18 protein-coding genes are annotated in these 20,734 nt (G+C 43.1%); 8 read left to right on the plus strand and 10 right to left on the minus strand.

Annotated elements, in window-relative coordinates; all coding sequences use genetic code 11:
* Positions 1-37: 37 nt before the first annotated feature.
* The 4 genes from rsmS to dinG form a co-directional block, all read right to left on the minus strand.
* Positions 38-208, minus strand: coding sequence for a pleiotropic regulatory protein RsmS (gene rsmS / locus AB6E30_RS07270; protein ID WP_017055021.1), 171 nt, complete (start codon positions 206-208; stop codon positions 38-40).
* Positions 198-746, minus strand: coding sequence for a primosomal replication protein (locus AB6E30_RS07275; RefSeq protein ID WP_372103095.1), 549 nt, complete (start codon positions 744-746; stop codon positions 198-200). The genes rsmS and AB6E30_RS07275 overlap by 11 nt, the downstream gene beginning before the upstream one ends.
* Positions 747-768: 22 nt before the next feature.
* Positions 769-1,548: a TSUP family transporter gene (locus AB6E30_RS07280; RefSeq protein ID WP_017062114.1), complete on the minus strand. Its 780-nt coding sequence runs from the start codon at positions 1,546-1,548 to the stop codon at positions 769-771.
* A 128-nt stretch (positions 1,549-1,676) separates the two neighbouring features.
* Complete coding sequence (gene dinG / locus AB6E30_RS07285) at positions 1,677-3,752, minus strand: ATP-dependent DNA helicase DinG (protein ID WP_372103098.1); 2,076 nt, start codon at positions 3,750-3,752, stop codon at positions 1,677-1,679.
* Between the two features lie 513 nt (positions 3,753-4,265).
* On the opposite strand from dinG, the gene AB6E30_RS07290 reads away from it, so the two are divergent.
* Complete coding sequence (locus AB6E30_RS07290; RefSeq protein WP_086775531.1) at positions 4,266-5,258, plus strand: porin; 993 nt, start codon at positions 4,266-4,268, stop codon at positions 5,256-5,258.
* A 77-nt stretch (positions 5,259-5,335) separates the two neighbouring features.
* Positions 5,336-6,043 carry a DUF2057 family protein gene (locus AB6E30_RS07295; protein ID WP_017062111.1) on the plus strand — a complete coding sequence of 236 codons (708 nt, stop codon included), beginning with the start codon at positions 5,336-5,338 and terminating at the stop codon, positions 6,041-6,043.
* A gap of 58 nt (positions 6,044-6,101) precedes the next feature.
* Here the strand turns inward: AB6E30_RS07295 and AB6E30_RS07300 are convergent, their stop codons facing one another.
* Entirely contained in the window at positions 6,102-6,830 is a 729-nt protein-coding gene (locus AB6E30_RS07300) for a pseudouridine synthase (RefSeq protein WP_372103101.1), read from the minus strand.
* A gap of 339 nt (positions 6,831-7,169) precedes the next feature.
* Here AB6E30_RS07300 and AB6E30_RS07305 point away from each other — a divergent pair, with 339 nt between their 5' ends.
* Positions 7,170-9,395: an NADP-dependent isocitrate dehydrogenase gene (locus AB6E30_RS07305; protein WP_017067848.1), complete on the plus strand. Its 2,226-nt coding sequence runs from the start codon at positions 7,170-7,172 to the stop codon at positions 9,393-9,395.
* Positions 9,396-9,725: 330 nt separating this feature from the next.
* Here the strand turns inward: AB6E30_RS07305 and cspD are convergent, their stop codons facing one another.
* The gene (gene cspD, locus AB6E30_RS07310) at positions 9,726-9,947 is read right to left on the minus strand and encodes a cold shock domain-containing protein CspD (RefSeq protein ID WP_004736548.1); all 222 of its coding nucleotides are present in this window, start codon (positions 9,945-9,947) and stop codon (positions 9,726-9,728) included.
* Between the two features lie 585 nt (positions 9,948-10,532).
* Between cspD and clpS the strand changes: the two genes are divergently transcribed.
* On the plus strand, positions 10,533-10,853 hold the full coding sequence (gene clpS, locus AB6E30_RS07315; protein WP_004737430.1) for an ATP-dependent Clp protease adapter ClpS: 321 nt from the start codon (positions 10,533-10,535) through the stop codon (positions 10,851-10,853).
* A gap of 39 nt (positions 10,854-10,892) precedes the next feature.
* A complete protein-coding gene (gene clpA, locus AB6E30_RS07320) occupies positions 10,893-13,166 on the plus strand; it encodes an ATP-dependent Clp protease ATP-binding subunit ClpA (protein ID WP_017062108.1) in 2,274 nt (757 codons plus the stop codon).
* Positions 13,167-13,332: 166 nt separating this feature from the next.
* Here the strand turns inward: clpA and infA are convergent, their stop codons facing one another.
* The 3 genes from infA to aat all read right to left on the minus strand — a co-directional run bounded on the left by infA (position 13,333) and on the right by aat (position 15,041).
* The gene (gene infA, locus AB6E30_RS07325) at positions 13,333-13,551 is read right to left on the minus strand and encodes a translation initiation factor IF-1 (RefSeq protein ID WP_001040192.1); all 219 of its coding nucleotides are present in this window, start codon (positions 13,549-13,551) and stop codon (positions 13,333-13,335) included.
* An 81-nt stretch (positions 13,552-13,632) separates the two neighbouring features.
* On the minus strand, positions 13,633-14,331 hold the full coding sequence (locus AB6E30_RS07330; RefSeq protein ID WP_372103104.1) for an arginyltransferase: 699 nt from the start codon (positions 14,329-14,331) through the stop codon (positions 13,633-13,635).
* Positions 14,328-15,041 (minus strand): leucyl/phenylalanyl-tRNA--protein transferase, encoded by a 714-nt coding sequence (aat, locus tag AB6E30_RS07335; RefSeq protein ID WP_372103107.1) that lies wholly within the window; start codon positions 15,039-15,041, stop codon positions 14,328-14,330. Before aat ends, AB6E30_RS07330 begins: the two co-directional genes overlap by 4 nt.
* Positions 15,042-15,094: 53 nt before the next feature.
* Here aat and AB6E30_RS07340 point away from each other — a divergent pair, with 53 nt between their 5' ends.
* Both AB6E30_RS07340 and aroA read left to right on the plus strand, forming a co-directional pair.
* Positions 15,095-15,550, plus strand: coding sequence for a glycine zipper 2TM domain-containing protein (locus AB6E30_RS07340; protein ID WP_004736438.1), 456 nt, complete (start codon positions 15,095-15,097; stop codon positions 15,548-15,550).
* A gap of 162 nt (positions 15,551-15,712) precedes the next feature.
* Positions 15,713-16,993 (plus strand): 3-phosphoshikimate 1-carboxyvinyltransferase, encoded by a 1,281-nt coding sequence (aroA, locus tag AB6E30_RS07345; protein ID WP_017062105.1) that lies wholly within the window; start codon positions 15,713-15,715, stop codon positions 16,991-16,993.
* A 61-nt stretch (positions 16,994-17,054) separates the two neighbouring features.
* Here aroA and AB6E30_RS07350 read toward each other — a convergent pair whose 3' ends face one another.
* Positions 17,055-17,300, minus strand: coding sequence for a YciN family protein (locus AB6E30_RS07350; RefSeq protein ID WP_017062104.1), 246 nt, complete (start codon positions 17,298-17,300; stop codon positions 17,055-17,057).
* A gap of 438 nt (positions 17,301-17,738) precedes the next feature.
* Here AB6E30_RS07350 and topA point away from each other — a divergent pair, with 438 nt between their 5' ends.
* Complete coding sequence (gene topA / locus AB6E30_RS07355) at positions 17,739-20,369, plus strand: type I DNA topoisomerase (RefSeq protein WP_372103110.1); 2,631 nt, start codon at positions 17,739-17,741, stop codon at positions 20,367-20,369.
* Positions 20,370-20,734: the final 365 nt, after the last annotated feature.

Consider the following 20,734-nt stretch of genomic DNA (forward strand, 5'->3'; position numbering starts at 1 on the left):
TGCTAGATGCTAGATGCTAGATGCTAGATGCTAGATGCTAGATGCTAGATGCTAGTTTGGCTTGTAAATCTTGCTGGACAATTTTGATTGCTTCTAACGCGACTTTTGGATCGATTTCGTTGCTTTCGAGCAGATAGATCAGGTCGACAGCTAACTTAACTTCTTCTGGTGCGTTATCCAGTGGTGATGGTGTGTTATCAGTGTTCATTTCGCTTAGGGTTCTCTAAGTTAATCAGTCTCTCAATATTTTTCATTGAGTCTTCACAGCGTTCTAATCGCTCTTTTGCTAACTGCCAAGCCTCTTCCGCTTTTTTCTTACTGTGGCGAGGCGCAGAATCAAACGTTAACTTTCGTACTCGTACTAAATCGACCAATCGCTTTTGCCAGTCTTGGTGCTGGGCGAGTTCGTTGTATAGGTCGTTCAGGGTTTTCCCTGACTTGCTTTTTCGGTCCAAGCGTAAATCGTGGTTGGCTAACTCTCTTTGGATTGCTGCAATCTGATTGGTCAGCTTTTCTGTCAGGTAGTTGGCTCTGGATGCGGTCAGTTGATTTGTGGTTTGTTCACGTACAATGGTGCAGTACGTTGCCTGAGTTTCAAGTGCATAGGGAAGCAAAACAGAGGCGCCACATTTAAATAAGGCTCGGTCAAACAAGGCTTGATGATAAGCCCCTCGAGATTTATCAACCTGAGAGCAATGGCCGATCAAGGTATCAATGACACTTTTTAGCTTTGAAAATTGATTCATTTCACTTCCCGTTGGCTACTGCCTATAAGTTCACAAACCAAGCTTCGTATGCCAGTTTAATTGCAAGTACGCTTACCACGGTAACAAACACAGGTCGTATAAATGTAGCGCCGAAACGAATAGCAGAGTGAGCACCAACAAACGCACCGGCCATCAAACAAAGACCCATGGTTAAACCTAGAACCCAATCAATATGACCAAGAATCGCGAAGGTCACCAAAGAGGTAAAGTTACTGGTAAAGTTCATGGCTTTGGATAGACCAGAGGCAAGTAAGATATTTAAGCGATAAAGCGCCATAGAGCTTACCGTCCAAAACGCGCCAGTTCCTGGACCAGCAACCCCATCATAAAAGCCAAGAATGAATCCTTGGTACTTTTGTTTTCTCTTAAGCACAGGGCAAGGTTTAGGAGACACATTATGGCTCACATCTGGAGTCTTATGAAAAATGGTATAGACCGCTGCGGCAAGAATGACTAACGGCAATACCTTCTCTAACCACTCGGTGCTAATGGCATCAACAGTGAGTGTGCCGATTGTCGCACCTATTAAAGTAGATATGAATGCATTGACCCAACACTCAGGCTTGAACAGCTTTTTACGGTAGTAAGTGAATGCAGCTGTAGATGAAGCGAAAGTCGCTGCAAGCTTGTTAGTACCCAATGCGATGTGTGGCGGTAAACCAAGCGATAGCAAAGCTGGAACGGTTAACATCCCTCCGCCACCTGCGACAGCATCAATAAAGCCTGCTGCAAATGCAACCAGAGCAAGTATGACCAACATGGTTGGCTCAATCATTTCCATAAATAGCTAGTGTTCTCGTTATCGGCTGATAGGGCAGCCACATGAAAAACCGATGGATTAGTCATGTTGGGTTGTGAATGCAAGGGCCTAGCGATGAAGGCCCATAACTACCTCAAGGGCAGGGGATATTAGTATTTTATTGTTCTTTTAAAAGGCGGTAGTGAATCGAGTAGGGACTTTCCGTATCGCTTCGTTACTATGCGTCTATCAAGGATCGTGACTTTACCAGAATCTCTTTCCTTACGCAGTAGTCTACCCACAGATTGAATAAGCTTTTTACTCGCATCTGGAACAGTAATCTGCATAAAAGGGTTGCCACCGCGTGATTCAATATATTCTGAATGTGCTTGCTCTACAGGAGAGGTAGGAACACCAAAAGGAATCTTGGTAATCACGAGGTTTTCAAGAAGCTCACCCGGTAGATCAAGACCTTCAGAAAAGCTGCCAGTTCCAAAAAGAACGCTGGTTTTACCTTGGTCTATTAGCTTTTTATGTTTTTTTAGGATTTCAGTTCGTGAAGTATCACCTTGAACCTGCAATGCCCACGATTTTTTAACGAAATCTGTTGCTAAAGCCTCTGCAACTTTGTTCATTTGCCAGTAAGAAGAGAATAGAACGAGATTGGCTTTTTTGTCTTCTATTACCTTAGGCAAAATTTCAATAAGATATTCGGTAAACTGAGGTGCTTGTGGTTCGTACTTCATTGCCGGAACGATCAGCTCAGCTTGATTCTGGTAATCAAACGGTGATGCCAAAGCCAAAAACTGTACGCCATCTTCTGCTTTTTGGCTGATACCTGCTTGATGACAGAAAAAGCTAAAAGAGTTGAGCGCTCTCATGGTCGCAGATACTAATACCGCACCAACACAACGGCTCCAGATTTGTTGATCCAGTTGCCAACCCACCTCGAGTGGTGAAACATTCACAACGAAATCACCTTCGCTTTCTTTATTCAGTTCGAGCCAACGAGCTAAAGGAGCGCCTTTTTCTCTCTTCGGTTCAGCCATTAAGCGCCAAACTTGAGCAAGGTTCTCTGTTCTTTGTATATAGAAGCCAATTTCTGCCAGTGCCGGCTCTGCAAGTTTTGCTGAAAGCTCGCCGTCTTTAACTCGTTCCGCAATCAGGTCTGCAATCTTCGCAACTGCTTGGCTCGCCTTTTGTGTGAGTTGCTTGAGGTCTTTTGATTCATTCTCAAGCCACTCAGGTAAGTCGCCATGTTCGAAGCGATACAAGCCGTCTTCAAAGTGGTTAGCGTCAAACTGTTTACTCATTTGAGTCAGGGTAGGGATCAGCTGTTGCACTGAGTCTTGCAGTTCATTTCGAAACCGGTGGACACGTTTCTCGTCAGCGAGGCCTGAAAGCTTAGTGATGGATTGGTTTAAACGCTCTAACCATGAAGCGGCACCCTTTAGACTTGCCGCCGCAGAAGAGTGATCTCTGGCTACATGCGGTAAATGGTGAGCTTCATCGAATATATAGATGCTATTTTCTGGCTCAGGCAGTATCACACCGCCGCCTAAGTCAGCATCTGCCATCACTAAACTGTGATTGGCGATAATCACGTCTGCTTTATCTAGCTCTGAGCGCGCTTTTTGGAAAGGGCAGTCTCTATGAGTAGGCATACTGTTATTACAGCTGTGCTTATCACTAACAATCATCTGCCAAATCATGTTGTCGATGGGTTTTGGCCACGAATCGCGGTCACCATCCCATATACCTTGGGTTAGGCTTCGATACATGGTTTGAAGTTGCTCGATATCTTTCTTCTTTGGCTTAGATTCGAACATGGCTATTTGTCCGCCATCAACCCCGCAGGCAGCGGCTAGCTTTTCGGAGCAACAATAACGCTGTCTACCCTTCGCTAATATGAAAGAAAACTCTCGATCAGTCAGTCTTCTATATAGAGGGAGATCCTTATTGACGAGCTGTTCTTGTAGCGCAACCGTCGCCGTCGATATGACTATTTTTCGATTATTGAGCACAGCGACAGGAATAGTAGCCATTAAATAAGCCAGTGATTTCCCGATCCCGGTTCCCGCTTCTGCAACAATCATGCGATTACTTTTGTGGTATTGACCACAAAGTGTCTTCGCTATTTCTGCAACAAGGTAATTTTGAGCACGTCGAGGTACAAAGTTGTCCAACTGATCTTGGAGGTTTTGATAACTGGTGCGAATAGATTTTTGAATTTTAGTAGTTAGCATACTGTGACCTACGTAACGGAGCGAGGATAGTAGCACATATCACTAGTCGGTACATTTACGGTGAAATAGCTTGCTTTTGAATCAAAGGTAGATCTTGTTCACAAAAAAAAACTGAACCATCAGGAACTTAACTATTTTATTTATGTTGCGAAATATAAATATTAAAAAAGACTGGCTTGTAGGTGTTAAGTTCTGAAAATTGACGTTTGCATGAGTTAATTGTAGTGTTAAATGCTGTTTTGTTCTTTTTTTGGGTTATTATATTTCCTGATAAAACTAAGGATAAGCTGCTCGTAAAACAATGAAAAAAAATGTAAGTGATTGATTTTGAGGGTTTTGTGTTTTTTTTAGGTTTGTTTTTAGTTTATTTGACACGCAGGATAATCTTTTGCAATCTAGACCTCGAAATTTAGTGACGGTGATTAACCAACAAAGAGTGGTAATGACCAGTCATAAAAATAAAAGGGAACCGGGCAAGGATCTCCCATTCTTAGAAAAGGCAGTGGATTTATTATGAAAAAGACTCTATTAGCACTTGCAGTTGTTGCAGCAGCAGGCTCAGTAAACGCAGCGGAAATTTATAAATCAGAAGACGGCGCAGTAGACTTTTACGGTCAACTACGTACAGAGCTTAAGTTCCTAGACGGGCAAGATGCCAAATTAGGTTCAGGTTCTTCGCGTGCTGGTGTTGACGCTCAATATAATGTATCTGATGATCTTAAAGTTCTTGGTAAAGTAGAATTTGCATTGAAAGACAGTGGCGACATGTATGTACGTAACCACATTTTTGGCTTTAGCAGCGATCAAGCGGGAACAATCAAATTTGGTAAGCAATGGACTACATCAGATGATGTATACGGCGCTGATTACTCATACTTCTTTGGTGGTTCTGCACTGCTTTACTCTACTTTGAACGGTGCTCTTCATGACTCACAAGTAAAGTACTCTTACGATTCTGACAACTTCTGGGTAAAAGCAGGATACGGATTAGCAGAAGATGATTCTAATCAAGAGCTAGCTGAACTTTACGTTGGTTTTTCTGTTGGTGACGTAAATATCCACGTTGGTGGTGGTCAAACAACTGATGATGTAGCTGGTTCTGGTTTTACAGGCCTTGAGAACACATACTACGAAGGTACTGTTGAGTACTCTAAAGATGTTCTAACAGTTGGTGCAACTGTTGCGGCATCTTCTGTTGAATCTGCTATTGATAAAGCAGACCAAACAGGTTTCTCAGTAGCTGCTACGTATGGCGTTGCTGATAAAACAACAGTATATGGTGGTTATGAGTTCGTGTCTCAAGATCACGATTTATTAGAAGATAGCAACGTTGTTTACGTTGGTGCTGAATACAAGTACGCTAGCTGGGCACGTGTCTATGCTGAGTATGGTTATGCAGACGGTAGTACTCTAGGTTTCAACGCTCAAGGTAGTGATATGGTTGTAGCGCCTCAGACTGTTGATGGCGAAAACAATTTCGGTATCGGTGCTCGTGTTTACTGGTAATTTGATATATTGTTAGAAAAAGCCCAACATAGAGTTGGGCTTTTTTTTGCCTATTTTTTATAAGGATGGATACAATAATGCAAAGTTTCAAATATTCTTTTTTGGGGCTGTTAGTTGCTTCTACAGTAGTTGATGCCGAAGTAATATTGGATGTCCCTGAAAATGTAAATTTACTTTCAGTAAACATGAGTGTTCCTGACTTTGAACAAGGGTTGTTTTCTGCAGATAAGACAGTGCTTTTACCTGACGGTGAAAACCAAATCGTTTTTCAATATGAACCAGTATTTGATGAAAGAGATAATCAAAGGAAAGTCTACAGTTCTGTTATTATCGCTAAATTTGAGGCAAAAAACGAAGAACTTACCTTATCTATGCCTGAGTTTAAAAACTTGCGTTCTGCTCAAGAAAACATTGGAAACTTGAATTGGGAAATTAAAAACAAGCAAGGACAAGCCTTAATCAAAAATGAAGACATTTTAGCTAGTGACGGAGTTCAACTAAATAGAAGTTATTCTGAAGAAGCTACAGAATATAATAAAGTTGGTGGTGCTGCTGCTGTAACCATGAGTTATTTAGTTGTAGAAAACCAAGTTCGTCCTGCAGTTAAGGTTAATGCTACAAGTTTAGAAGAAAACACGCTAGTAAACGCTGAAGGTTTAACGGCTAACACATCAGCTCAGGTTGTAGATAAATCGGAGTCTTTGAAACAACTTAAAGCTTTGTATCTGAGCACTTCAAAAGAAGACCGTAAAGTATTCCGTAAATGGATGATTGACCAAGAGTAATCAATCTTCACGTACAAAAAAGCGAGACGTAAATCTCGCTTTAATATATCGCTATGAGTTAAATCTCTTTCCACTCACCAGGCTGCAGCTGCCCCACATTCATATTACCCATTGAGTAACGGATAAGACGCAGGGTAGGGAAGCCGATATTGGCTGTCATTCGTCTTACCTGACGGTTACGTCCTTCAATGATTGTAATAGCCAACCATGTTGTCGGTATCGCGGCTCTGAAGCGTACTGGAGGGGTTCTATCCCACACAACAGGTTCAGACATCACCTCAACCTGAGCGGGCAGTGTCATGCCGTCTTTTAGTTCGACACCTTTTCTCAATTTATCTAAATCTTCCTCAGAAGGTGCGCCTTCAACCTGTACCCAGTAAGTCTTTGGGGATTTTGAGTTTGGTTGAGTTAGCTTAGCTTGAAAAATACCATCGTTGGTCAAGACCATTAACCCTTCGCTGTCGCGGTCAAGGCGACCTGCAGCATAAACGTCTTTCACTGGAATAAAGTCCGCTAGCGTTTTTCTCCCTTCGCCATCTGTAAATTGGCTTAGAGTATCGAAAGGCTTGTTGAACAGAATTACTTTGCGATCTTCGAGCGCAACCTTAGGTTTTGTGTTGGTAGGCTTGCCTTTATATCGGTGCTTGCTTGAGTGAGATTTGTTGTGCGAATTGCCAGTGGTATTCTTATCACTGCTTCGGCTTTGTCTATTACCGCTTTGTTTTAATGTTGCACCAGAACGAGCCGGTTTGTCTGAACGAGATGCGCTGCGTGAGCGAGTAGACATGTTAACTACCTTGCAAAAATGTAAACGAAGTGTGCTGAAAAGTTTTCACTGAAACGGAATTGAGCTATCATTTGCGCGCCTAAAAGACACAAAATAGAACAAGTTGATGGACTCTTAAGCCTGATTTGTTTAATTATACCTTCGTGTTTTATTATAACTGGCTCTTTTATTAAAACAATGCACTCACGGATTTGGTTCATGCTGTCATCAAGATTGCATGAAAAATAAGATAGAGTACGACTATCGAGTAAGCAGTTTTCACTCTTAGAGTGGCTTACTGGTCAATTTATAACATGCTCACTACTTTAAATGAGCTTGTAAGAACTATAGGGAAATTTCATGCCTACTGAAAAACCAACGATCATCTATACCATTACAGACGAAGCTCCGGCGCTAGCAACATACTCTCTGCTGCCTATCATTCAATCTTTTACAGCTTCTTCTGGTATTAACGTTGATACTCGCGACATTTCACTTGCAGGGCGTATTATTGCCAACTTCCCTGACTATTTGAACGAAGAGCAACGTATTGGTGATGCATTAGCAGAACTAGGTGAATTGGCTAAGACACCAGAAGCAAACATTATCAAGCTTCCAAACATCTCTGCATCTGTACCTCAGCTTCAAGCAACAATCAAAGAGCTACAGTCAAAAGGTTATGCACTTCCTAATTACCCAGAAGAAGCAAACACTGACGAAGAGAAAGCAGTAAAAGCGACTTACGACAAAATCAAAGGCAGTGCAGTAAATCCAGTATTGCGTGAAGGTAACTCGGATCGCCGCGCTCCACTTTCTGTTAAAAACTACGCGAAGAAGAACCCACACTCAATGGGTGCTTGGTCTGCAGATTCTAAGTCGCACGTTTCAAGTATGGACGACAAAGACTTCTTCGGTAGCGAAAAGTCAGTAACCATTGAAGGTGCTACAGAAGTTAGCATTGAATTCGTTGGCAAAGATGGTGCGAAGAAAACATTGAAGCCAGCTTTTGCACTGCAAGATAAAGAGATCATTGATGCGTCAGTGATGAATAAGGCCGCTTTGGTTGCATTCTTCGAAAAAGAAATCGCATCGGCTAAAGAGCAAGGTGTACTGCTTTCTCTTCACTTGAAAGCGACGATGATGAAAGTATCTGACCCAGTGATCTTTGGTCACGCGGTTAAGGTTTACTACAAAGACGTATTTGCTAAACACGGTCAGCTGTTTGAAGAGCTAGGCGTTGATGTAAATAACGGCATCGGTGATGTCTACGCGAAGATTGATGCGCTTCCTCAAGAGCAGAAAGAAGCAATCGAAGCTGACCTGCAAGCGGTATACGAGACTCAGCCACCACTAGCGATGGTTGATTCGGACCGTGGCATTACTAACCTACACGTACCAAGCGATATCATTGTGGATGCATCTATGCCTGCAATGCTGCGTTCTTCTGGTCAAATGTGGGATCCAGAAGGTAAGCAAAAAGATACCAAAGCAATGATCCCAGATCGTAGCTACGCGAGCATTTACCAAGCGGTTATTGATTTCTGTAAAGAGAACGGCGCGTTCGATCCAACAACGATGGGTAGCGTACCAAACGTTGGCTTGATGGCTCAAAAAGCGGAAGAGTACGGTTCTCATGATAAGACTTTCATCCTTGAAGCTGCTGGTCAGGTTCAAGTTGTTGACGCTTCAGGCGCTGTGCTTCTTGAGCAAGACGTAGAGGAAGGCGATATCTTCCGTATGTGTCAGGTTAAAGATGCACCAATCCAAGACTGGGTTAAGCTTGCGGTAACGCGTGCTCGTGCATCGGGTGTTCCAGCGGTATTTTGGCTAGATGCGTCACGCGCACATGATGCTCAGCTTATCAAGAAAGTTGAAGCATACCTTCCTGAATACGATACCGATGGTCTTGAAATTAAGATCCTTGCTCCACTTGAAGCGACTCAATACTCGCTGGTTCGTATCAAAGAAGGCCTAGATACTATTTCGGTTACTGGTAACGTATTACGTGATTACCTAACTGACTTGTTCCCGATCTTAGAGCTTGGTACATCAGCTAAGATGCTATCGATTGTTCCACTAATGAACGGTGGTGGTCTGTTTGAAACAGGTGCTGGCGGCTCTGCTCCTAAACATGTTCAACAAGTAGAGAAAGAAAACCACCTGCGTTGGGATTCTCTAGGTGAATTCTTGGCACTAGCGGCATCTCTAGAGCACCTGAGCGTAGTAACAGGTAACGCTAAAGCACAAGTTCTAGCTGATGCGCTTGATAAAGCGACGGGTGAGTTCCTTGATAACAACAAGTCTCCTTCACGTCGAGTAGGTGAGCTTGATAACCGTGGTAGCCACTACTATCTAGCGGCATACTGGGCTAAGGCGCTTGCTGAGCAAACGGCTGACGCTGATCTTGCTGCTGAGTTTGCAGGTGTGGCAAGTCAACTGGCTGAAAGTGAAGAAGCGATCGTTGCAGAGCTGAACAACGCTCAAGGTGTGGCTGGCGACTTAGGTGGTTACTACCTACTTGACGATGCATTGGTTTCAACACTAATGCGCCCAAGCTCAACGCTAAACGCGTTTATTGATGCATAGTGATTGGACTCATCGTTAGTCACTCATGAACGTGATTTGCTAACGAGTTGCTTAGGCTGATAGCTAAGTTATAGATAAAGTCAAAACGAAAGACGCTTTAACGATAACGTTAAAGCGTCTTTTTTTGTTCTTTTGTAATACCTCAAAGACCTAGCTTAATAAGAATACACCCGTGAACTAATGGTCTAGTGAGCAACTTTATAGCCCCTAAAACGAAAAAACCGTTCACGTAATCCTGTGTTACAGGTATTAAATGAGCGGTTTCAATATTCTGTTTACCTATCAGCCGTTAATGACGACTGCTGGAGGTTAACATGAGTTGGCAATCGCCTATTTTGCGGCGCTGCCTTCTACAGGAACAACTGAGCTAGCATGCGAGCCTTTAGGTCCACTTTCTACTTCATAGTCGACCTGCTGACCAGCCTTTAAGGTTCGATAACCTTCCATTTGTATTGTGGAGTAGTGCGCGAAAATATCGCCGTCTTCACCTTCTGGACAAATAAAGCCAAACCCTTTGGCATTGTTAAACCATTTTACTGTACCTGTAGCCATGCTATACATCCCTCATGCATTTTGTTACTAACGTTGTTATATCAATTGTTGTAAGTGCGATTGATATCATTCCTACCAGCTAAAGAATTTCAGCTAATAGCTTGAATCTCGTACATTGCTTACGGAAATTAACGCTACCCTGCGTAATTATTCCTTATTGTTAATTTTTGAAGCGTGTTACTGATTTCAATTCATGTTGCAAAAATGTATTAAAAAACCTTTTAGCTCCAATGTAGCTAATGATTGAGCACAGTCAATAGCAAATTGGTATAAAATTGATCAATTTTAATAACAAATCACATTCGAGATTAACTGCAAACTATTAACTAAATAGTAACTTAGCGGTAATCTTATCGTTAGCATCAATAGTTGTGGTGTCTTTTTAATCAATCACATATGTTAATCCTGTTAATCGAGATCTTTTATTTGCAGCGATGGAAATGGTGGATTAGGCTCAGTATAGAGGAATATTTTTTGGTACTGTTTCTCGGTGCAGTTTCTTAGTACACCGTAAAGCGTGAATGTGGTAAATTTGGGTTAGGTAAACACTCACGACTTCCGAAAAATAACCCTTAGCAAAGCGATATGAGCAGAAACTTTGAATGGGCATCTCCAGGCTCAGATTTACTGGAGAAAGAAGCAACAAAAGTAAAGCCACCGGCGATGTATAACGTTGTGTTGAATAACGATGACTACACGCCCATGGACTTTGTAATCGAGATCCTAGAGCGATTCTTCTCACTAGATATCGAAAAAGCAACGGAAGTGATGCTCAAGGTTCATTATGAAGGTAAAGCTATATGCGGCACATACAGTGCTGAAATAGCGGAAACAAAGGTAGCGCAGGTCACGATGTACTCAAAGGAAAATGAGCATCCGCTACTATGTACAATGGAGCAAGTATAAATTGCTCGAACAACACTGTTGTTCCCTTAGGAGGTACTTATGCTAAATAAAGAATTAGAGACGAGTTTAAATGGCGCATTTGCTCGTGCGCGAGACAAGCGACATGAATTCATGACTGTCGAACACCTCCTACTAGCATTATTAGAAAATGATGCGGCCAAGGAAGCGCTCCAAGCTTGTCAGGCTGATCTCGATGCTCTTCGCAATGAGCTCGATATTTTTATCGATCAAACGACCCCACTTATCCCTGAAAGCGACGAAACTCGCGAAACTCAGCCTACGTTGAGCTTCCAACGAGTACTTCAACGCGCTGTTTTTCATGTTCAATCTTCAGGTCGCAGCGAAGTAACAGGTGCTAACGTACTTGTGGCTATTTTTAGTGAGCAAGAATCTCACGCGGCATATCTTCTTAAGAAAAACGACATTAGTCGCTTAGATATTGTTAACTTCATCTCACACGGTATTACCAAAGCGAGCAACGAAGGCGACAGTCCTTCATCATCCGATTCATTTGGTGGTGCAGAAAATGCTGAAGAAGCTAACTCTGAAGACCGTTTAGAAAATTTTGCTACTAACCTTAACGAAGTCGCAAAGCAGGGCAATATTGACCCACTAATCGGTCGTGACAAAGAGCTAGAACGCACTATCCAAGTTCTGTGTCGTCGTCGTAAGAACAACCCTCTGTTAGTGGGTGAAGCGGGGGTAGGTAAAACTGCCATCGCGGAAGGTCTTGCATGGCGCATCGTTGAAGGACAAGTGCCTGAAATCATTCAGAGCAGCGTAATTTATTCTCTAGATATCGGTTCACTGTTAGCCGGAACCAAATATCGTGGTGACTTTGAGAAACGTTTTAAAGCGATTCTTAAGCAACTGGAGAAAGAAGAAGACGCGATTCTGTTCATCGATGAGATCCACACCATTATCGGTGCTGGGGCTGCATCGGGTGGTCAGGTTGATGCGGCAAACTTAATTAAACCACTACTAAGTAGTGGCAAATTACGTTGCATCGGTTCAACAACGTACCAAGAGTACAGCAGTATTTTTGAGAAGGAGCGTGCTTTAGCTCGTCGCTTCCAGAAAATAGATATTATTGAACCATCGCTAGACGATACGACCAAGATCCTGATTGGCTTGAAGCCAAAATACGAAGCTCACCACGAAGTGCGCTACACCAACAAAGCGTTGCGTGCCGCTGTGGAACTGTCAGCTAAATACATTAATGAACGCCACCTTCCTGATAAGGCCATTGACGTAATCGATGAAGCGGGCGCTCGTAGTCGTTTGGCACCTGCAAGCCGTCGTAAGAAAACGGTAAGCGTGGCTGATATTGAGTCAATGGTTGCGAAAATGGCGCGTATTCCTGAAAAGTCAGTATCGTCTTCAGACAAAGATACACTCCAGAAACTGGATGAGCGCATGAAAATGTTGGTATTCGGACAAGACCCTGCAATCGATGTATTGAGTGAAGCGATTAAGCTGACCCGTGCTGGATTGGGTGCAGACAATAAACCTGTTGGTTCATTCTTGTTTGCTGGTCCTACTGGTGTCGGTAAAACAGAGGTGACTGTTCAGCTGTCTAAGTTGATGGGTATTGAGCTTCTGCGCTTTGATATGTCTGAGTACGGTGAGCGACACTCAGTGAGCCGCTTGATTGGTGCGCCTCCTGGTTATGTTGGTTACGACCAAGGTGGTTTGTTAACGGATGCCGTAATCAAGAACCCGCACTCTGTTGTGTTACTGGATGAAATCGAGAAAGCTCACCCAGATATCTTTAACTTGCTACTGCAGGTAATGGATAACGGCACGCTAACTGACAACAATGGTCGCAAAGCGGACTTCCGCAATGTGATTCTAGTGATGACGACCAACGCAGGTGTGGCTGAAACCGAGAAGAAATCGATCGGCCTGATCCAACAAGATCATGCGCCAGATGCGATGGGCGAAATCAAGAAGGTATTTACTCCTGAGTTCCGTAACCGTCTTGATAATATCATTTGGTTCAACAGCCTTGACCCAAGTGTGATTAGCCAAGTAGTTGATAAGTTCATTGTCGAGCTTCAGGTTCAACTGGACGCTCGTGGCGTGTCTTTAGAGGTTTCTGAGGATGCTCGTCACTGGTTAGCTGATAAAGGCTATGACAAGACCATGGGTGCTCGTCCAATGGGACGTGTGATTCAAGAGAAGCTTAAGAAACCACTTGCTAACGAGTTACTGTTCGGTAGCTTGGTTGATGGCGGTACGGTTAAAGTATCCCTGAAAAAAGACGAATTGGATTTCATCTATGTTGGTGCTAAAGAAGAGGTCATGCACTAACGAAGTGATTGATAAATCAAAGGCTTAAATATAAAACGCATGACTTAGGTTGTGCGTTTTTTTATGCTTGCGAGATGCGAGATTGATGTGCTTGTGTAGTAAAAAGCTCAGGCAATAAAAAACGGAGCCTTAAGCTCCGCTTCTTATTGTATTCGCTAATTAAAAATTAACGAGCACGGAAGACGATGCGGCCTTTAGAAAGGTCGTATGGAGTCATCTCAACAGTTACTTTATCACCAGTAAGAATACGGATGTAGTTCTTACGCATTTTACCAGAGATGTGTGCTGTCACTACGTGACCGTTTTCAAGCTCAACACGGAACATTGTGTTTGGTAGAGTATCAAGGACAGTGCCTTGCATCTCGATTACGTCTTCTTTAGCCATCTAATCCTCTTTCGAAATTTGGCGGTTTTCAACGGCTTGATTGTGCCGTTAAAATCAAAATATGTAAAGTTGTCGCGTATTCTACCCTTGCCACCGCTGATTTACTAGCCTTTGATGACGTTGAAATCGTACTTTATAGTTCATCGCAGGGCATTCATCGATTTGATAACCCAAATATAACCATTGTTTTTGTTCTTTCTGGGCATGTTGGATCTGAAATAGAACGCCAAGTGTTCCCATCGAAATGTCTATATCAGGATCGAAGAAGGTATAAAACGCGCTCGTACAGTGAGCCATGATGTCGGTTACGGCGATACCAACCAACTTGTTCTCATCATAGATGTGCATGAACTTTGTGGCAAGCCATTCATTTTTAGAGAATTGTAGAAACTCTTCTTTTTTGGGGGGATACATGGTTCCGGAACGGTGACGAGCGGTTATATAGCGACTATATAAGTCAAACCAGTTGTCATCCATCTCGTCTTTCAATTCCCAACGTAGTGATTTGGCTTTGTTGAGGATTCGTCGTTGGCTTTTGGAAAACTTGACCTCGGGAATCGAGAGGCGAATAGCTTGGCACGCGGAGCAATTATCGCAATGTGGCTTATAAATGGTCGATCCACTGCGGCGAAATCCGTTGGCGAGCAGGACTTCATAATTATCTGAAGTATGCATGTGTTCATCAAGCGTGACCGCCACTCTTTCTTGAAGATGTGGCAGGTAGCTGCAAGCATGGTTATCGGTCAATCCAATTCTGATTTGTTGTAAATCTGAACTCATGAAGGCGTTCCCTCTAGCCATTGTGATTTAAAACATCCATCGCTAAGTTGATTTTCTTTAAGTATTTTCAAAGCACTAAGGAACTCATCTCTTTCTACTTCGATAGCGCCCAAGGATTCCAAGTGAGGGTTCATGACTTGGCAATCAATCAGTTGTCCGCCGAATCGGGTAAAGTGTTTACAAAAGTACCACAGCGCAATTTTAGAGGCATTGGTCTTTAGGCTGAACATCGATTCACCGCAAAAGACTTGGCCTCTTTGTAAGCCGTAAAGTCCACCGATCAGTTCATCATCTTGCCAAACCTCAACCGAGTGGCAGAAACCTAATGAAGCGAGTTTGCGGTAGGCTGACTGCATGTCGCTGTTTAGCCAGGTTTCTTCTTCGGGTCTTAGTGAAGAGCAATAACCAATTACTCTGTCCGTCGCTTGGTTGATGCTGACTCGGTAATTGTGCTTTCTTTGAAACTTTTTAAGACTTTTTGACGGTTCGAATGTCTTAGGATTAAATACCGCTCGCGGTGCAGGGCTCCACCAAAGTATAGGCTCACCTGGGCCATACCATGGAAATATACCTTGGCTATAAGCGTTTAAAATTCGCATTGGTGATAAATCACCACCGAAGGCGAGCAGACCGTTGGGGTCATCAAGCGCGTCGAAAGGCGAAGGAAACTCTATACTAGTAGTATCAAGTTCGGTTAGGTATATAGTCATAAGTACCGCATTACAGATTAATCACTGACCAAGAGGTCTTTAGGAGTTTTACCATGAAGAAGTTGCTTTGGATTTTACTTGTTTTGCCCATGTTGGCAAATGCAGCTTACAACAGAAACCAAGCTCGACCAGTAAACGAGGTGGTTTATGGTGAGATTGATACGGTCAGATACATCACTCAGCAAGAGATCGTTGAGTCGAAAGCGAATGGTTGGGAAACCTTGTTAGGTGCGGCGATTGGTGGCTTGATTGGTAACCAGTTTGGCGGCGGCACTGGTAAAGAAGTGGCGACAGCTGTAGGTGCAGTAGCAGGTGCGGGTATTGCTCGTAACCGAGGTAACACACAATATAAAGTAGAGTACAAACTGGTCGAGTTATTGGTCAAAACCAAAGACGACAAGTTGGTCAACATTATCCAAGATGTCGATAACTCGATGCTGTTCAACCGAGGCGATGATGTACGAATTCTCTATTTTTCAGATGGTGTTCGAGTTGATCTCGTGTACTAGTATATAAATACGATTGATTGGCTAATTAATCACCGGTTTGGGCCGGATTAGCTCTGGAGTTCGTTGGAAAAGTTCGTTAGTCTGCAAGTACGAAGAATTATTCATCACCCGAAAATAAATACGCACCAGTGACTTCGGGTGGTACAAGGACTATAAGATTTAATGGAAAGCCTTACGTTACAACCAATTCAAAAAGTGAACGGGGAAGTTAACCTACCTGGTTCAAAAAGCGTTTCCAACCGTGCACTTCTTTTGGCTGCACTTTCTACGGGAACCACTCGCCTAACAAACTTGCTAGACAGTGATGATATTCGTCATATGTTGAATGCATTGACTCAGTTAGGTGTTGATTATCAGTTGTCTGCAGACAAAACCGTTTGTGAAGTGACAGGTGTTGGTGGTGCATTTTCAAGTGACAAAGCCCTAGAGCTTTTCTTAGGTAATGCGGGTACGGCGATGCGTCCGTTGGCGGCTGCACTATGTTTAGGTCGCGGTGAATACGTTCTTACTGGTGAGCCTCGCATGAAAGAGCGCCCAATTGGCCACTTAGTAACAGCACTACGAGAAGCCGGTGCCGACGTTGAATATTTAGAGAACGAAAACTACCCGCCATTGAAGATCACAGGTACCGGTTTGAAGAGCGGTACGGTTTCTATCGACGGTTCGATCTCTAGTCAATTTTTGACGGCATTTTTGATGGCTGCGCCTTTAGCTGAAGGTGAAGTGACCATTAAAATTGACGGTGAATTGGTTTCTAAACCTTACATCGATATTACGCTGCACATCATGAAGCAATTTGGTGTGGACGTGATCAATAATGATTACCAAGAGTTTGTGATTCCTACCGGGCAATCTTACTCGGCACCGGGTGATTTCTTGGTTGAAGGTGATGCATCATCTGCGTCATATTTCCTTGCAGCCGCTGCTATCAAAGGTGGTGAGATTAAGGTCACTGGTATTGGTAAAAACAGTATCCAAGGTGATATCCAATTCGCTGATGCGCTTGAGAAAATGGGTGCGGAAATCGAATGGGGTGACGACTACGTTATTTCTCGTTGTGGCGAGCTGAAAGGCATTGATATGGACTATAACCATATCCCAGATGCTGCGATGACTATCGCGACAACCGCATTGTTTGCGAAAGGCACAACGGCAATCCGTAATGTCTACAACTGGCGTGTGAAAGAGACAGATCGCTTGGCTGCAATGGCAACAGAGCTACGCAAAGTCGGCGCTGAAGTGGAAGAGGGTGAAGATTACATTATTGTTAACCCTGTGGCTGAACTGACTCATGCGGCGATTGATACTTACGATGATCACCGTATGGCGATGTGTTTCTCGCTGGTTGCCTTGAGCGATACGCCTGTGACGATTAATGATCCAGGTTGTACGTCAAAGACATTCCCTGATTACTTCGACAAGCTGAAAATGCTAAGTCTATAAAAATGCTTAGTATGTAAAGGTTTAGGAACAAAAAAGCTTGCCTAAGTGGCAAGCTTTTTAATTATTGCTGAATTGTAAATTCTTTCGAAAGGTGGTGCGCTAAGTATTTAAACATGTTAAATACCGCGGTTGTATTCTCGGTCGGCATTCCATTGCTGTCTAAGAAGTATTCACCTTTGAAGACGAGTACATCGTCTTTTTCTACTACGCTGTTTGCGCGCATGCCTTCAATGTAGTCATCATGTGATTGGATAATTTGGTTTGCGATAAGCAGTAAATCAAATTCTGCTATTACTTTCTTTGTCATGAGTTTATCTCTGATAACTGAATATAACGTTGAGTTTATGGTGTCGAACTAGAAATTCAATGATTTCACAACCGATTAAGAGAGTCTTTTCAAACATCCACAATTTATTTTGTGATTTACGGCAAAAATAATTGAATGGGGCTCGCGTTAGATTCGCGGACAAGCTTAGTATGAGCCCGTTTAGACGTAATGCCTGATGAATAGGCTCTTGCAAGTATTCTTAGTGAGTACTTTATAGCTTCTTATATTGTGACCCTTTTATCTATGAGTCGTCGAATTGTCGAGCGATCAGATCCAATTTTGAAAAAAGCGGTTGATCTTCTAGTAATCTCGCACAATAGTAAAAAAAGAAGCAATGAATTTAGAATATCATGCGTAAAAGCCCACAAGCTAAATTGTTGGTGCTGAAGCATCGTGATTAAGGACGTTAGAGTCAATATGGGTAAATCGCTCGTTATAGTGGAGTCGCCAGCCAAGGCTAAAACTATCAATAAATATCTTGGCAAAGACTTTGTCGTTAAGTCGAGTGTAGGTCACGTACGTGATTTACCAACGGCAGGTCAAAGTACTGGTCAAAAGGCTGCTGCAGTTTCAACCAAGGGTATGAGCCCAGAAGACAAAGCTCGTATCAAGAAAGAAAAAGATCGCAAAGCTCTTATCAAAAAGATGGGTATCAACCCGTATAAAGAGTGGGAAGCGAACTACCAAATCCTACCTGGTAAAGAGAAAGTCGTCGCTGAATTGCAAAAACTGGCTGAGAACGCAGACCATGTTTATCTCGCAACCGATTTGGACCGCGAAGGAGAAGCTATCGCATGGCACCTTCGTGAGATCATCGGTGGTGATGAAACGCGATACAAGCGAGTGGTTTTTAACGAAATTACCAAAAATGCTATCCAACAAGCTTTTGAAACTCCAGGTGAGCTAAACATTGATGGCGTAAACGCACAACAAGCACGACGTTTTATGGACCGTGTTGTTGGCTTTATGGTGTCGCCACTGCTTTGGAAGAAAGTAGCACGAGGCCTATCCGCTGGCCGTGTTCAATCAGTCGCTGTAAAACTACTGGTTGAGCGCGAGCGCGAGATCAACGCTTTTATCCCCGAAGAGTTCTGGGATGTGCATGCTGATACCAAAACAGCAGAGAAAACAGATTTCAGACTGCAAGTCGCTCAGAAAGACGGTGTTGCGTTTAAACCCGATAATGAAGCGCAAACACAAGCTGCAGTTAGCGTTTTAGAAAAAGCTCAATACGAAGTATGTAAACGTGAAGACCGCCCAACTAAGAGTAAGCCGTCTGCACCTTACATCACGTCTACGCTGCAACAAGCGGCGAGTACGCGTCTTGGTTACGGCGTGAAGAAAACCATGATGTTGGCTCAACGTTTGTATGAAGCGGGTTACATCACTTATATGCGTACTGACTCAACCAACTTAAGTTCAGAAGCTGTAGAAGCCGCTCGTGAATACATTGGCTCTGAGTACGGCGCGCAGTATCTTCCACCTAAAGCACTTGTATACGGCAGCAAAGAGGGCGCTCAAGAGGCCCACGAAGCGATTCGTCCTTCAAGTGTGGATGTAAAGTCGGAAGACCTAAACGGCGTAGACGCAGACGCACACAAGCTATATTCACTGATTTGGAATCAATTCGTTGCTTGTCAAATGACACCTGCGCAATACGATTCAACGACAGTAAGCGTTAAAGCGGATGAGTACACGTTAAAAGCGAAAGGCCGTATTCTTAAGTTTGACGGTTGGACTCGCGTTCAACGTCCAATGGGCAAAAATGAAGATACTATTCTTCCTGCTGTACAGGTTGGTGAAAAGCTAGACTTAATCGCACTCGACCCTAAACAGCACTTCACTAAGCCACCAGCACGTTTCACTGAAGCTGCGCTAGTTAAAGAGCTTGAGAAGCGCGGTATTGGTCGTCCTTCAACTTACGCATCAATCATCTCGACGATTCAAGATCGCGGCTATGTAAAAGTTGAACAGCGCCGTTTCTATGCTGAGAAGATGGGTGAAATTGTTACTGACCGTCTAGATGGCAGTTTCAATGATCTAATGAACTATGACTTTACTGCTCGTATGGAGCAGAAGTTAGACCAAATTGCAGAAGGCGAAGCAAGCTGGAAAGGCGTGCTAGATAACTTCTTCGAAGACTTTACTGGCGATTTGGAAAAAGCGGATTTAGACGAAGACGCTGGTGGCATGAAGCCAAATCATATCGTAGAGACCGATATTGAGTGTCCAACTTGTAGCCGTAAAATGGGTATTCGTACAGCTTCGACAGGCGTATTCCTAGGTTGTTCTGGTTATGCACTTCCACCAAAAGAGCGTTGTAAGACAACAATCAACCTTGGTGATGAAGAAGGTATTATCAACGTTCTTGAAGAAGACGTTGAAACAGCAGCACTTCGAGCGAAAAAGCGTTGTCCTATTTGTGAAACGGCAATGGATGCTTATCTGATTGATGATAAGCGTAAGATGCACGTGTGTGGTAACAACCCTAACTGTGAAGGTTATGTGGTTGAACATGGCGAATTCAAAGTCAAAGGCTACGATGGTCCACTTGTTGAGTGTGACAAATGTGGTTCTGACATGGTTCTGAAGAACGGTCGTTTCGGTAAATACATGGACTGTACGAGTGAAGATTGTAAGAACACTCGTAAGATTCTGAGAAATGGCGAAGTAGCGCCACCTAAAGAAGACCCAGTGCATTTTCCTGAACTTCCATGTGAAAACTCAGATGCGTACTTCGTACTTCGTGACGGTGCTTCTGGTCTATTTATGGCAGCGAGCAACTTTCCTAAATCACGTGAAACACGTGCGCCATTAGTGGAAGAGCTGGTGCGTTTTAAAGACCGTATTTCACCTAAATTCCAATATCTGACATCAGCACCAGTTGCTGATCCTGATGGCAAGCCGACAGTCGTTCGTTTTAGTCGTAAGACAAAAGAGAACTACGTTCGTACTGAAGCGGATGGTAAACCATCTGGTTGGACTGCTTTGTACATCGATGGTAAGTGGGAAGTTACGGATAAACGTAAAAAGCCTAAAGAGAAGTAACTGAACGTTATTTGAAGAAAAAACAGCCATTAGGCTGTTTTTTTTTGACCAAAATACGACTAATTATGCAACTGGTTGATTTGGTGTGTCGATTGCGAGAATTTATTAAATTCACAGGGCGAAATAAATGGAGGTGATTAATTATATCTTCTTATGCAACTTTAACGAGAATGTAACTTAATTCAAATATTGTAACTCAAAGATCAGTGTTTAGTTGTATACCTGATGTGTGACGGGTGTTAATGTAATGTTTCGCCCGAACGGTGTAGTGTGAGCTGCTTTAAGTCTTAGGAAAGCAATCAGCTTACATAGCACAGAATGGCGTATTAAAAATTGAAATCGACCGAAAAGTCGATAACGTATAT

It is taken from the genome of Vibrio sp. 10N.247.311.12 (genome assembly GCF_041467515.1).
GTDB lineage: Bacteria > Pseudomonadota > Gammaproteobacteria > Enterobacterales > Vibrionaceae > Vibrio > Vibrio crassostreae_C.